Genomic DNA, 13,151 nt, shown 5'->3' on the forward strand with positions numbered 1-13,151 from the left:
CGAGTTGGGGGAGATCGAGGCGGCGTTGGTGTCGCATGGGTCGGTGTTGTCGGCTGCGGTGGTGGTGCGTGGGTCGGTGATGGGTGATCAGTTGGTGGGGTATGTGGTGCCGGCGGTGGGGTCGGTTGTGGATGTGAGTGTGTTGCGGGGGTTTGTGGGGGAGCGGGTTCCGGGTTATATGGTTCCGGCTGCTGTGGTGGTGTTGGATGCGTTCCCACTTAATTCGTCGGGGAAGTTGGATCGGGCGTTGTTGCCGGAGCCGGTGTTCGAGGCTCGGGTGTTTCGGGCTCCGGTGTCGTCGGTGGAGTTGGTGGTGGCGTCGGCGTTTGTGGGTGTGTTGGGTGTTGATCGGGTGGGGTTGGATGATGATTTCTTCGAGTTGGGTGGCAACTCCCTCATCGCGATGAAATTGACCGCCAACTTGAGCAGCTCACTCGATTTCGATGTTCCTGTCCGCATGCTCTTCGGTGCATCGACACCCGAATTACTCGCTGCCAGGATCGAAGAGGCTCGGGAATCAGGTTCGGCGACACCGGACGATCATGCGATCGGCGTGCTCTTTCCCGTTCGCATCGAAGGACAGCGGCCACCGCTCTTCTATATCCATGCAATGAGTGGTCTGGCGTGGAAGGCCTCGGGCTTCGCTCCGTATCTAGAGGCAGATACACCGATCTACGGCCTGCAAACTCCCGTAATGACGGAGGCGTGGGCATTACCGACCTCTGTCGACGAGCTAGCGCACCGTTACGTGCGTGAGATGATCGATGTGAATCCGACTGGGCCGTTTAACATAATCGGCCACTCAGTTGGAGGGTTCATCGGCCATGCATGTGCTGTTCTTCTACGCGAGCAAGGTTTCGAGGTCTCTCTGTTCATGGTGGATCCACGTCATCCGAGGGAGGTCGACGATGATGTAGCGCTCGAGAACACCCGTGACATGGCAGCTAGTTGGGGAGTGGAACTCGGTGAAGGTGCCGACGTCAATTCTCTTGATCGCAGCCAGATCATCGCCATCGGTAAAACGCTGGACTCGGTGTCGTTCATGACTGAGACACAGATTGGCGCACTTTACGACTTCGCTTCGGCGAGTGGTGAATTGATCTCCGGGTATGAGCCGCGCAAATATGATGGCGACGTGGTGATGTTCCGGGCAGCTGCGGGCATGGACATGGACTTCACAGTGACAGACGAATGGAGATCGGTGATCGGTGGACAGATCACTGACATCGATATCGACAGCAATCACACGTCGATGATGCATCCGGACAAGCTCGAGTTGATCGGGCCGATCGTCGCCGAGTACCTACGTACGCAGGAGAAGCGCTCGTCATGACTGATGAAACCCCGGCTCGGTCGGCCGAACCTCGCACTGTCGTGCATTTTGTACGTCACGGAGAGGTGTTCAATCCGTCGAAAGTAATTTACGGCCGGCTACCCGGATACTCGCTTTCCGAATTGGGCAATCGCCAAGCGAAGGCAGTCGCCGAGATTCTCGGTGATCGTCCAATCTCTTCGATCTTCTCCAGCCCGCTCGAACGCGCGATTGAAACTGCCACTCCGCTAGCCGATTTGTTGAATCTACCCATCGAGAAGAACGAAGATCTTGTGGAGTGGGAGGGAAGGTTCGACGGGATCGCAGCGGGAGACCCGAGACTGAAGCCGTCGGTCGGGTTGCTGCTCAAAACGTGGAATCCAGTGACGCCTTCGTGGGGGGAGAGCTACAAATCGATGGTCAGACGTATGTCTGCTGCCCTGGATTCGGCTCGGCGTCGGAGCGCGGGCAAAGAGGGCGTGTGCTTCAGCCACGAGCTGCCCATCTGTACCATGCGGCGTTCGTTGAGGAGCGAATCATTGTGGCGTCGGCAGCATGAACGCGATGTGGCTCACACTTCGATCACTTCAGTCACTTTTTCTGGCGAAGCCCTCGTTGATGTCAGCTATTCCGCAAGCCATGTACCTACGGACTGAGGTATAGAGGAAAGCCAGCCTGTTCTTCTCGCATTTGATCGAGAAGAACAGGCTGGCTGGTTGAGAATGTTCCTGCGGTTGTCTCAGATTCCGAGCGAACCGGCGATGAACGGCCATGATTTGTGTAGCTGATCCTGCCAGTAGCCCCACGAGTGGGTCCCGACCGGCTGGAAGTCGACAACGGCCGGAATATTCAATTCATACAGGCGCTTGGCCATGTTCGAAGTGCAAAGGTTGGTCGCTGCTTCGATCGGGCCGCCGATGATGATCTGGTTCTCCGTATATGCGCGACCATCACTCAGACGTGGGTTGAGGAATGTGTCGTTCGGAATTCCAGGAAGCCCGTTTCCGGTGCTCATGTAGATGGGCGTACCACGCAGCTTCTCTGCGTTGACGAGCGGATCGTGTTCGACCCATCCCGGTCCGTCCAATGGTCCCCACATATTCGTGATGTCGTCGACGCCGCCGATCCATTCCGTGGTCGTCCGGACGAATGCTTGTCCGAGGGGATCGCTGGTCTGTGCGCAGCCACTGTAAGCGGCAACAGAACTGTAGAAACCGGGGTACTCGATCGCCAAGTTCAGTACCGACGTACCGGACATCGAGATGGCCGAGATGGCTTGCTTACCGTTGCTCCCCAGCTCTTCGTTCAACAACGGGGGCAATTCTTTGCCCAGGAAGGTCGACCACTTGTTGCGTCCGGCCTTGGGGTCGTCCTTCTCCCAGTCGGTGTAGTAGGAGAGACGCCCACCGACAGGCGTGGCGACGTTCACGTTCTTGTCAGCGAAAAAATCGACTACATCAGTTTGTAGTTCCCATGTCGCGGCATCTTCTCCGCCGCCGGCACCGTTCAGCAGATAGACGATCGGGCGAGGTTCGGAGTTGTCGGCCGGGGTGATCACCTGAATCGGAACGTCCTTGTCCATCGACGCCGCATAGACGTTGACGACGAGCTGACGGTCATTGACCTTCTCGACGGATTTGATGTAGGAGCCCGTCGACGCTGTTTCGGATGAGTCGCCACCGACGCGCGCGGGGGTGGCCTGCGCGAGACCGGCTGTGAGCAGTGAGCCGGCAACGGCCAATGCACCGATCTGTACGGTGCGTCGCCAGGTCGTGGAATTTCGCGTCAAGACCTCATACCTTTCGGTTGATTCATTGTCGATTGCGACCTTGTCGCATTCAGAGAATTGAGTCGGTTATTGTTTGTGGACTGTTACCGTATTTAGATATTCAAATTCTGGTATAAGGCCACACTCGCTGGATGCGTCTGTCATGAAGTCTCCGCAGCCCGGCGGTAACCCCGAATCGCAGGATATAGAAAAACAGCGATCATTCCCGCTGACCAGGCAAGCATTTTCAGAACTGGCACCAGGACCGGGCCTCCGAGCGAAAGTCCGCGCATAGCGTCGACTGCGACGGACATCGGTTGTGCGGCAATTACGGGTTGAAGCCAGACCGGATATGCCATTGTCGGGACAAAACCACTGTTGAAGAACATCAACAAGGTGCACCCAATGGAAACCAATTCGACGAGCGGGACATTTTCCGACATCGTGGCGAGAGCCGTGACCATTACCGCGAACCCAATGCCGAATGCGATGGGTAGAAGTATCATTGCCGCTGCCGCAAGCGGGCCCTGAGTGAACCGGAACCCGACGGCATAACCTACGCCGATGATGACGATCGTGGTCAGTAGAACTCGAACGGCTTCGGCCATCATCCGGCCCACCAGGCCCGATGCGCGGTGTGCGGGTAGCGTCCAGAAACGAGCGAGCAGACCGCTCTTCCTCTCGCCCCGCAAGCCAACTGCGCTGGCGATCGAACCGAACATCGCTCCCACGAGAATGATGAGCGGGACTGTCCCATAGATACTTGATTGCCCGGTGGCAGCGGTGATGGAATTACCCAGAACAACGCGAAACATGATCAAGGTCAACGCGGGGTAAACGAGCGCTTGGATTGTGGTCGAAGGATCGCGCGCCCAAGTGATCAGAAGGCGTTTCGCCTGTATGAGGCTGTGTGTCCAGAGCGCACCAGCCGAACTCTCGGGTAGTGCAGCGTCGGGTAGTGGGAAAGCGAGTGTCCGCCCGCTGCGTATTTCCTCGCTCTTTTCAAGAGAACTCATCACACACGCCTCGTACTTGCCCAGTATGCGAGAGGCCCGCATACCGCTATCAACCCGATCGACCAAGCCGCGACTGGTACCAAGGTATTCGGCGTGAGGCTGCCGGCAGCCAGGTCACGCATGGCGTAGGAGAACTGAGATACGGGCTGATTGCGTACGAAGGGTCTGATCCATTCCGGGAATCCGCTCTCCGGAACAAATCCACACGAGAGCATCCCGAGGATCAATTGGGGAAGTGTCAATGCCTGACTGGTTGCTTGCGGGCTCTTCGATAGTGAGCCGATTGCATCGCCCCCGAGCGACAAACACGTACTGAATGTTAACGCGATCACGCAGAAGAGCACGGCCTGTGACAGACCACCGACGAAGCGAAATCCGATCGCGTATCCGTAGATCAGAGCTGCTGTCAGTGAGACGACGGACCGGAGGAATCCACTACTCATCCGCGAAAACAGTGGAACCGGGCCGAATACCGGCATAGTTTGCATCCGACTGCTGAAGCCAGTGATGCGTTCGGTCGCCGACATCTGCGCCGCTGAGATCGAAGTGAAGGCCATCGCCTGCAAGACGATGATCGGCATCAAAAACTGCGCGTAATTGATGCCCTGCAGTTGCATTACGAACTTGAGGGGCAGATAAAAGCCGACAGTGAAGATCAATGGCGCGACGATTGCGACTAGCAATTCGTGCCGGCGGATCATTGCGCGAACGGTACGGCCGGTGAGTGTCCACCACTGTGTTACAGCGGACGGCTGCGGACGACGATGGCGCCCGATGCGAGCTGCATTCGGCACCGTGATGGACCGTTGACCTACCTGTTTCAAGGCAAGATCTTGAGTTGCGTACTTCGTCGTCGTGGTCACGGCGCATCGCTTGTTTCGCTCGGACGTGACTGCCCCGTCAACGACAGGAACACGTCGTCAAGTGAAGGCCTGCGCAGGGCGATGTCCGCGAGTGGTATCCGTGCGTGATCGAGACGCCGCAGGGCTTCTGCAAGGGTTGCAGAACCACGGGGTGCGGGAATTGCAATTCGGCCGTTCTCGACTGCGAGATCGAAGCGGAAGTCCGGCGGAACCAAATTACCCAACGCGTTGGCTGCTGGTCCCAGCAAGCTTGTCTCAGCGGGAACGATTTCGCAGAAGCTCGCGCCGGTTCGTGCCTTCAATTCGTTGGCGGTCCCCTCCGCGATGACGGATCCTTTGTCGATGACAATGATGTTGTCGCTGAGGAGGTCAGCTTCCTCGAGGTACTGAGTGGTCAGCAGAACCGTGATGCCTTGCTCCTTCAAAGTCTGCACGAGGTTCCACACGCTCTGGCGGCTGCGAGGGTCCAGTCCAGTCGTCGGCTCGTCGAGAAATACGACTTCTGGCCTCACCACCAATCCGCACGCAATGTCGATGCGTCGTCGCATGCCGCCGGAGTACCCTGCAACAACTCGCCCCCCAGCTTCCACGAGATCGAATTCTTCGAGAAGATCCACGGCTCGTTGCCTGGCGGATGCACGATCGAGGCCCATCAGGCGAGCGAAAAGTTCGATGTTCTCGCGTCCGGTGAGTGCGTCGTCGAGTGCGGCGAATTGGCCAGTCATCATGATCGAACGGCGAACGTCGGCTGGGTTGCGAGCGACGTCGTATCCGGCAACCATTGCGACGCCGCGGTCAGGCCGAATCAACGTGGACAGAACCTTGACGGTGGTGGTCTTACCTGCGCCGTTGGGTCCAAGGATGCCGAGCACTGTGCCCTTGGGAGCTTGGAAGTTGATGCCACGCAATGCGTGCACATCCTTGAAGGACTTGTGAACGTCCTCCACGACTACCGCCGCGTCCGTCGATAAGGGCATCAATTCTCCGCTGTCTAAATGGATGTTCGGGCCGAGCTGTGCTTGGACACGGCTTCTCGGCCGTGTCCTTTCTCGAGCAAGTCGTAGCCCGAGCCGGAGTCACTGGTAAGGACCCCAGTGGTTGCGGGAACCTTGTACGTCTATCTCCGGATGCACAGTGGATGTTACCGGAGGGACAACCTCGTTCCGGCCTTCGCGCGGTGGGGATCGATGCAAATGTGCAGCTTGGAGATAAGCCGCGGTCAGGCCGACCGACTGGACTGTGCGATATCGCACAGTGTCCGATACCGGGCGTGATTTCGGGTCGCCGACAGGTGTGAACCGTGTTCGCGCGTGCTGAGTGCTCGTCGAGTACTACGAGTTCGTACTCGATCGACGGGCACCCCTGACTCGATCATCAAGTCGACTCCCTCTGGCGAGGTAACCTACTGCTCATGGATATCGGCACGTTGTCAGTGGTGGTTCCCGTGTACAACGAGGAGGACTACATCGCCGGGTGTTTGGAGTCCCTCGCTCGTCAAGGGGACGAAATCCTCGAGATAATTGTTGTCGACAACAATTCCACCGACCGCACCTCTGAAATCGCGCGTTCTTTCGAGCAGCGGGATTCTCGAATTCGATATCTTGTAGAACCGCGTCAAGGCGTTGTTCATGCACGTAATGCCGGGTTCGACATCGCAGTGGGTGAATTCATCGGCAGGGTCGATGCGGATTCGCGTGTCGCACCAGGGTGGGCGCGAGCGGTTCGAAGTTCCTTCGCTTCTCATGATCTTGATGCCGTTACCGGTTTCTCGTTGTTTTACGAGTCACCGTTTTCAGGTCTTCAGCGAGCAGCGGTGAAGAAAGCCGAGGCCCGTGGCGATTTCCACGGAATCAAACCGGCGCACGCACTGACTGGTTCGAATATGGCGATTCGGGCGACGTCGTGGCGCTCGATCCGCGACAAGGTCAGTGATCGCACCGACATTCACGAAGACGTGGATCTGTCGCTGTGCCTGGTGAAGGCAGGGATGCAGTTCGGCACTGACCTGGACATGCGGAGCGAAATCTCCGGTCGAAGGGGAGAGACTGGACCCATCGAGTTTTTGTCATACAACAAGGCTTCGGTGACAACGCTCGAGTATCACCAGGCTATGACTACACGACTTCGTTTGATGATTCTCAAGACGTCAATTCTGCATGCTCTGTTGTGGCCGGCGTACCGAATGTACGACCGGCAAACCGATCGGTTGTCATGGCGGAAACTGCTGTCAGGTTCCGGAGCCCGCACTATGCCCGTGGATTCGTGAGAGTCGGCGATATCCTGTCCAGATTCAAGGTCTTGTACAACCTCTCGATACCGCTGTAGTCCTGGACGAACAGGTTGTTGCGCCGTCCCGATTCGATGTCGTCGAGCATCTTCTGTCCGCCGGTTACGGCTTCGATCTCCATGATTGCGCGCCAAGCGCCGAAGTCGGTTCCGCTGAAAGCGCGCATGGCGCCCTCGAAGCCTTCCAATAGATAGCTGCGATCTCCACGATCCAGGGAATCCCAGACCAACACGGCTAGTTCCCCGGCAATCGAGGCATGGCAGTACTCGTCGCGAGCGTGCAACCGGATTGTCGCGCGGTTTATCGACTGCACGCCCGGATCGTCCGAGATCAGGTCGAGGTAAGCGGTGATCGACACCTCGGCGACGGTCATGAACGCCAACTGTGTCAGGGCGATCTTGCGAGGCCCCTCGGCTGCGTCGAGGGCTTGCGCCCGCGTGCGGACCGTCAGGACGTCTGGCAGTGCCTTCGCCGGCAGCCCCCAGCCCCTGCCTCGACGGGTCGCTGAACTGGCATTGAAGTGCATGAGCGTGTGATATTGCTCGTCGACCATCGCCTGATTGACGGCCACTGCAGCCCAATCTCCGAGTCCGACGCCGAGTCGGTCTTCGGCGAGAACGTCGAAGCCGGGATTGACGACGTACTTCTCGATGTCCATGACGTTCTTGTTGAACGCGATCCATGCCCAGGCTTGCAGGCGTTGCTTCTGCTCGGGACTCAATGCCAGGTAGGTCGGATGCTCCGCGAACGGGAGAAGTGCTTCGGGGTAGTCGGACAACGACGAATCGAAGAGATCGTCCAGTTCCGGCTCCGCCTTCTTCACGGTTGCCCGGCGCGCCCAATTGCTCGCAAGCCGACTGACGATTGCACTCTCGACCGGATCCGAGGCGTCGTACTCCGGGAGGCTGGGCGGACTCACTCCAGGTCTCATCGTGCCCTACTCTCTGTGCCCTTCGGCAATCTCTCTGTGCCCTTCGGCAATGCGATCGAACAAGCTCTGGCACTCCGCGTTCAATTCGCCTGAGCGATTGTCGAGCGCTGCGTCGGCGGTTTTCATCAGCGTCGTGAAGTCGCCGAGGGACTCGGCCGCCCTGTCCACCTGTGCGGTGGCATCGAACAGTGCTTTTCGTGTCGCACCTGCATACGGATTGCCCGCTTGCACGTCCCAGTACACCTCCGGTTCGCCGCCGGCCACACGCGCCAGGAGCGCAAGCAAGGTCCGATGTGGGGGAGGGGCGACCGCGAGGAGTTCGTCCGCGGAAACTCCGAGTTCGGCCAGGGCGACGCCGAAAGCCAGCACCGACGCGTGTGTCAGAACCTGGGTAGCCGCGGCCAACCGGTCGTGACGATCGGCGTCCATCACCGCGACCGACGCTCCCCACGAGCGCACGACGTCGAGGAATCTGGCGGACTGCGGACCGTCGACGTACGGCACTGCGATGACGGCCCGACCGCGCGGTCCGAGCGACGGACGGAACATGGGGTTGAGTCCGAGGAACTCCCCTCCTCGGCCGGCGTCGGCGATTGCTGCGTCCATCCGCGATTTGACCGACAGTGTGTCCACAACGAGAGCACCGAATGTTCGAAGGCTCGGTAGTGCGGCTAGAGCGACCTGTTCGGGAACCGCGAGCACGATGACGCTCGAGGACTCCACGTGTGCGAGAACCCGGTCACTGGGTTTCGTGATGTCTCCGACGACTACATCTCCGTCAGGATCGCTGCCTGCTGGGTCGACGACGGTGACCGTCGACCCCCCGGCGCGAAGCAGTTCGACGAACATGGATCCGACGGCACCCAGGCCGCCGACAACCGTCGCGGTGCCTGATGCCGGCGTCATGGCTGGATCTACCCGCCGTATTCGAGGACCCGCGAGGACACCGCATCGAGTGCACGGAGCAGAGTGGACGCCTTGACCGTGGTCTCGTCGAATTCTTCTTCCGGGTCGGACAACGCTGTAATGGCACCACCGATTCCGAAGGTCACGCCGCTCTCGGTGCAGACCAGCGACCGGATCACGATCGAGAGGTCTGCGGCGCCACCGAGGGCGAAGTACCCGATCGATCCCGAGTAGACCCCGCGTGGGCCGGATTCGAGGCGGTCGATGATCTCCATCGTCCGTACTTTCGGGGCGCCGGTCATCGATCCGCCGGGGAACGCGGCACGGACGCAGTCCACCGCGGACGACCCCGGACTCAGATGTCCACGCACCGTCGACACCATTTGGTGAACGGACGAGTACGACTCGATCGCGAACAGCCTCGGAACGTGGACACTTCCCGGAACGCAGACCTTGGTGAGGTCGTTGCGAGTGAGGTCCACGATCATCAGGTTCTCGGCGCGGTCCTTCTCGCTGTCGAGCAGGTCCTGCCGTAGCGCAGCATCACGCGCTCGGGTGACGCCGCGCGGACGGGTCCCTTTGATCGGCTTGGACTCGACGTTGCCGTCCGAGTCGACACGAAGGAACCGCTCAGGCGAGGCCGAGACCACCGAGATGCCGGTGAAGTCGAGAAGTGCGCTGTACGGCGTCGGATTGATCGAGCGCAGATACTCGAACGCCTGCTGTGCATCGATCGTCTCGTCGACGCTCGCCATGTTGGTCAGACACACCTCGTAGGACTCACCTGCCCGGATCTCCGAGAGGGCCGTTCCGATCAACGACAGGTACTGATCGCGATCATGCCGAAGGCGAGCCTGCGTCCAGACGGTGTCGCTGATCAGCGGAACCGGGGTGCGTTCCGGAAGGTCCGCGCCGATCCGCGCCAAGGTGTCGACGGTCGATTCGAGCCAATCGTCATAGCCGGCGTCCCGGACTTTCTCGCGCAACCTCAAAACGTGAGTGCGGCCCGCGGTGTGATCGATGACGACGGCGCGATCGGCAAACACCAGAGCGGCATCAGGAGTGGGTGCCGGATGGACTGCCCTTCCTCCGGTCTGTGCTTTCAGTTCGTAGCCGAGGTAGCCCACGTAGCCGAGGTTGAAGTCGAGTTCCGGCTGCGAGGGCACGAAGCGCGTCGCGAGTTGTGCGTCCAAGTAATCGAAGAACGGAACTCGAATGTGCTCGTCGGACAAGCCTTTTCGGCTGACAGTCAGTACCTCGGCTTGCACGTCGTACGTGATGAACTCGGCCAGCGGCCCCGACGAATCGCCGAGTATCGAAAAGCGCGCACTCGGCTCTGCGGTTGCCGCGCGGTCCAGCCAGAACGCGTTCGGACCGTCGGCGAACAGTGCTGCATAGGCCGCCGACGGGTCCACTGCAAAATCGAGAATCACGTCGTCGACGTCGTAGTTGATCGCCGGCCGCAGGTCGGGTGTTTGCGAAGTCGGTTCGGGTCGGATCACCGAATCCAGAGTGCGTCCGACGGACAGATCGCGGAAGTTCGCGAGCAAATCTATGCCGAACTCGGTACTGATGGACTCCGGATGGAACTGAACGCCCCACATCGGCTTGGTCCGGTGCCGGACACCCATGAGCAGTCCGTCGGACGTCCACGCGGTACGAACGAAGGCGTTCGGCAGATTCTCGACGGTCAACGAGTGGTAGCGAACAGCTCGGAACGGCGACGGAAGTCCGGCAAAGATGCCCGAGCCGTCGTGATCGATCAGCGAAATTCGGCCGTGCATCGGTACGGGCGCAACCACCACGTCCGCGCCGAACAACTCGCACAGGCCCTGGTGGCCGAGACAGACACCGAGAAGTGGGAGCGGCGCTTCTTCGATGAATCGGCGGCTGATTCCGAAATCACGGTCGCGATCCGGCCGGCCGGGACCTGGGGAGATGACCACGTTGTCGTATGACGCGAGATCGATGGAATCCCAATCCGCGTCGTTGCGGACCACAGTCGGCACAACCCCGTTGACATCGGTCAACAGGGTGAACAGGTTGTAGGTGAACGAGTCGTAATTGTCCACCAGAAGGGTGCGGGAACTCATGTCGATGATCCTGATCTCGGTCCGACGGATTCCCGAACAGTGTCCTCCTCCTCAACAGGTGCGTTGATCACCAGGTCTTCGAGTCGACAGGTCTCGGCAATCATCAGCTCGTACAGGGCGTTGAAGAAGTCGGGGGAGAGGTCGTGTCTACGGGCGAATTCACGCGCCCGCTCCTGCACGAGGCGGATACGGCCGGGTTGCATCATCGGAACCTCGCGGGAGCGCTTCCACTCGCCGATGCGTAGGCAGAGTTCCAGCCGCTGCCGCACCGTCTCGAGAAGTAGAGCGTCGATGGCGTCGAGGTCGCGCCGGAAGCTGTCCAATCCCTCGGCCTCGTCCGGATACGACGAGGTCTGCGTGCCTGCTTCGGAACTCGTTGTGGTCAAGAACTCTTCCACGAGGCCTCCCGGTGCTCGGCGTGACGCGAGGTCGACAATGTGGTGCCCGGAACGCAACCCACCTCCGGACACCGGCACCCCGACCGACCATCGCCGTTCGGGGAGGTGTTCCACGATCGTCATTCGCCGAAACCTGCGGTGGTGCCTAATTCCGCGAAACCTGTTTGGCGGGCGAATCAGGTTGCGATGCAGGCGGGTTCGTGAGTGCCTACTTGGGGGAGACCCAGGTGGTGATTTCGGCGTGGACTACTTCCTTGCCGAACCGATCGAAGATCGAGATGGGAACGAGAAGTTCCGTGCCACTCTCGATCGCCGCGAAGTCCGGCAAAGTCTCGAGTCGGGCGACCGCCCGCAGGCCGGTCTCGGCCTTGGCGAGGTAGTCGACCTTCATGGACTTGGGGATCCAGCGGTGCGAGTTCGGAACCGTCGCTTCGCTCAGCATGCCCATTGCGACCTCCGCGAGATTGCATGCTGCGATCGCGTGAAAAGTGCCGAGATGGTTGTGGACGCCCCACCATTTGGGGGAGCGGACCTCGCACAGGCCCGGTTCCAACTTGGTCACCCGGGGGAGAACGGAGGCGAAGTAGGGCACGCGAATGGACATCGCCGCCGAGAAAACTGCATGTCCGAGGGCGTTGTCCGGCAATTTCTGCCATCCGCGATAGGTGGGGCTGGAAGTAGTCATCGGACTATCTTACTTCTGAGTAAGGTTGTTGTCGCGCAGCTCACTCGGAAAGGCTGGTTCGGGGGAGTTGAGGAATCGGGCCAGGTACGGCATACTGGTCGGGTTGCCTTGTCCGGGACGCGGTCGTTTGCGGCCGTGATCGGGTAAGGGTAAGACGTCACAGACGATCGATCGCAGATCCCGTCAGGGTAATCGGGTCAACGACTGTGACCATGCAAGACATGCAAGACGAGAAGTAATGCAGGACGGAAGCAGTACCTACTTTGTGTTCGACATCGAACACGTCCGGTACGCATCACGCGCCAGATGATCGAAAGATTGTCCGGCGCAGGATGAGTGAGAAGGCGACACGCCCGACCGCGTGTACCGGAGAACAATGACAAACGAACAGCGGCAGCAGATCCTGATCTGATCCGATGCTCGGTTTACCGCTAACACGGTCTTCCGAACTTTCGGACTTGGTCCCGATCGCTTCAGTGTTCGTCGTGTCATCGTCCAGGCAAGGACTGTGCAGACGAGGTAGCTCGAGCCTGACCAGGCGGGCTACGAAACGCGGCAAGAAAAGGACACTAAGCGTGGCGGGACAAAAGATCCGCATCAGGCTCAAGGCCTACGACCACGAGGCGATCGACGCGTCAGCGCGCAAGATCGTCGAGACGGTAACCCGTACGGGTGCCCGCGTCGTTGGACCTGTGCCGTTGCCGACCGAGAAGAACGTATATTGCGTCATCCGCTCGCCGCACAAGTACAAGGACTCGCGCGAGCACTTCGAGATGCGTACTCACAAGCGGCTGATCGACATTCTCGACCCGACGCCGAAGACGGTTGACGCGCTCATGCGCATCGACCTTCCGGCCAGTGTCGACGTGAACATTCAGTGACGGCGGAGACA

General features: G+C 59.7%; 13 protein-coding genes. 4 read left to right on the plus strand and 9 right to left on the minus strand.

Features of this window, described 5'->3' with window-relative positions; translation table 11 throughout:
• The coding region (locus AC3WQS_RS06035) for a thioesterase domain-containing protein (RefSeq protein WP_492741427.1) at positions 1 to 1,333 on the plus strand (1,333 nt) is incomplete at its 5' end.
• A complete protein-coding gene (locus AC3WQS_RS06040) occupies positions 1,330 to 1,968 on the plus strand; it encodes a histidine phosphatase family protein (protein WP_492712187.1) in 639 nt (212 codons plus the stop codon). The genes AC3WQS_RS06035 and AC3WQS_RS06040, both read left to right, overlap by 4 nt.
• 83 nt (positions 1,969 to 2,051) lie before the next feature.
• Here the strand turns inward: AC3WQS_RS06040 and AC3WQS_RS06045 are convergent, their stop codons facing one another.
• The 4 genes from AC3WQS_RS06045 to AC3WQS_RS06060 form a co-directional block, all read right to left on the minus strand.
• Positions 2,052 to 3,101, minus strand: a complete 1,050-nt coding sequence (locus AC3WQS_RS06045) for an alpha/beta hydrolase (RefSeq protein WP_054188111.1) — start codon at positions 3,099 to 3,101, stop codon at positions 2,052 to 2,054.
• Between the two features lie 140 nt (positions 3,102 to 3,241).
• Positions 3,242 to 4,096, minus strand: coding sequence for an ABC transporter permease (locus AC3WQS_RS06050; RefSeq protein ID WP_047888604.1), 855 nt, complete (start codon positions 4,094 to 4,096; stop codon positions 3,242 to 3,244).
• Positions 4,096 to 4,959, minus strand: a complete 864-nt coding sequence (locus AC3WQS_RS06055; RefSeq protein ID WP_047888519.1) for an ABC transporter permease — start codon at positions 4,957 to 4,959, stop codon at positions 4,096 to 4,098. Before AC3WQS_RS06055 ends, AC3WQS_RS06050 begins: the two co-directional genes overlap by 1 nt.
• The gene (locus AC3WQS_RS06060; RefSeq protein WP_350490541.1) at positions 4,956 to 5,936 is read right to left on the minus strand and encodes an ATP-binding cassette domain-containing protein; all 981 of its coding nucleotides are present in this window, start codon (positions 5,934 to 5,936) and stop codon (positions 4,956 to 4,958) included. The genes AC3WQS_RS06055 and AC3WQS_RS06060 overlap by 4 nt, the downstream gene beginning before the upstream one ends.
• 434 nt (positions 5,937 to 6,370) lie before the next feature.
• On the opposite strand from AC3WQS_RS06060, the gene AC3WQS_RS06065 reads away from it, so the two are divergent.
• On the plus strand, positions 6,371 to 7,225 hold the full coding sequence (locus tag AC3WQS_RS06065; RefSeq protein WP_416315091.1) for a glycosyltransferase family 2 protein: 855 nt from the start codon (positions 6,371 to 6,373) through the stop codon (positions 7,223 to 7,225).
• Here the strand turns inward: AC3WQS_RS06065 and AC3WQS_RS06070 are convergent.
• The 5 genes from AC3WQS_RS06070 to AC3WQS_RS06090 all read right to left on the minus strand — a co-directional run bounded on the left by AC3WQS_RS06070 (position 7,206) and on the right by AC3WQS_RS06090 (position 12,259).
• On the minus strand, positions 7,206 to 8,177 hold the full coding sequence (locus AC3WQS_RS06070; RefSeq protein ID WP_416315092.1) for a diiron oxygenase: 972 nt from the start codon (positions 8,175 to 8,177) through the stop codon (positions 7,206 to 7,208). The two genes, AC3WQS_RS06065 and AC3WQS_RS06070, sit on opposite strands and share 20 nt — an antisense overlap.
• Before the next feature lie 6 nt (positions 8,178 to 8,183).
• On the minus strand, positions 8,184 to 9,083 hold the full coding sequence (locus AC3WQS_RS06075) for a prephenate dehydrogenase dimerization domain-containing protein (RefSeq protein WP_492712185.1): 900 nt from the start codon (positions 9,081 to 9,083) through the stop codon (positions 8,184 to 8,186).
• Between the two features lie 8 nt (positions 9,084 to 9,091).
• Entirely contained in the window at positions 9,092 to 11,176 is a 2,085-nt protein-coding gene (gene pabB, locus AC3WQS_RS06080; protein WP_492712184.1) for an aminodeoxychorismate synthase component I, read from the minus strand.
• Positions 11,173 to 11,697, minus strand: a complete 525-nt coding sequence (locus AC3WQS_RS06085) for a chorismate mutase family protein (protein WP_492712183.1) — start codon at positions 11,695 to 11,697, stop codon at positions 11,173 to 11,175. Before AC3WQS_RS06085 ends, pabB begins: the two co-directional genes overlap by 4 nt.
• Before the next feature lie 85 nt (positions 11,698 to 11,782).
• On the minus strand, positions 11,783 to 12,259 hold the full coding sequence (locus AC3WQS_RS06090) for a hotdog fold domain-containing protein (RefSeq protein ID WP_462374286.1): 477 nt from the start codon (positions 12,257 to 12,259) through the stop codon (positions 11,783 to 11,785).
• Between the two features lie 575 nt (positions 12,260 to 12,834).
• On the opposite strand from AC3WQS_RS06090, the gene rpsJ reads away from it, so the two are divergent.
• Positions 12,835 to 13,140 carry a 30S ribosomal protein S10 gene (rpsJ, locus tag AC3WQS_RS06095; protein WP_003938093.1) on the plus strand — a complete coding sequence of 102 codons (306 nt, stop codon included), beginning with the start codon at positions 12,835 to 12,837 and terminating at the stop codon, positions 13,138 to 13,140.
• The last annotated feature ends 11 nt before the right edge of the window (positions 13,141 to 13,151 follow it).

The sequence above is a fragment of the Rhodococcus sp. FW305-130 genome (genome assembly GCF_058788335.1).

Bases quoted from the DNA above. Each gene is read 5' to 3' on its own strand.
- AC3WQS_RS06040 (WP_492712187.1), top strand. From the start codon at position 1,330: ATGACTGATGAAACCCCGGCTCGGTCGGCCGAACCTCGCACTGTCGTG.
- AC3WQS_RS06050 (WP_047888604.1), bottom strand. From the start codon at position 4,096: ATGAGTTCTCTTGAAAAGAGCGAGGAAATACGCAGCGGGCGGACACTC.
- AC3WQS_RS06060 (WP_350490541.1), bottom strand. From the start codon at position 5,936: ATGCCCTTATCGACGGACGCGGCGGTAGTCGTGGAGGACGTTCACAAG.
- AC3WQS_RS06065 (WP_416315091.1), top strand. From the start codon at position 6,371: ATGGATATCGGCACGTTGTCAGTGGTGGTTCCCGTGTACAACGAGGAG.
- AC3WQS_RS06070 (WP_416315092.1), bottom strand. From the start codon at position 8,177: ATGAGACCTGGAGTGAGTCCGCCCAGCCTCCCGGAGTACGACGCCTCG.
- AC3WQS_RS06075 (WP_492712185.1), bottom strand. From the start codon at position 9,083: ATGACGCCGGCATCAGGCACCGCGACGGTTGTCGGCGGCCTGGGTGCC.
- pabB (WP_492712184.1), bottom strand. From the start codon at position 11,176: ATGAGTTCCCGCACCCTTCTGGTGGACAATTACGACTCGTTCACCTAC.
- AC3WQS_RS06085 (WP_492712183.1), bottom strand. From the start codon at position 11,697: ATGACGATCGTGGAACACCTCCCCGAACGGCGATGGTCGGTCGGGGTG.
- AC3WQS_RS06090 (WP_462374286.1), bottom strand. From the start codon at position 12,259: ATGACTACTTCCAGCCCCACCTATCGCGGATGGCAGAAATTGCCGGAC.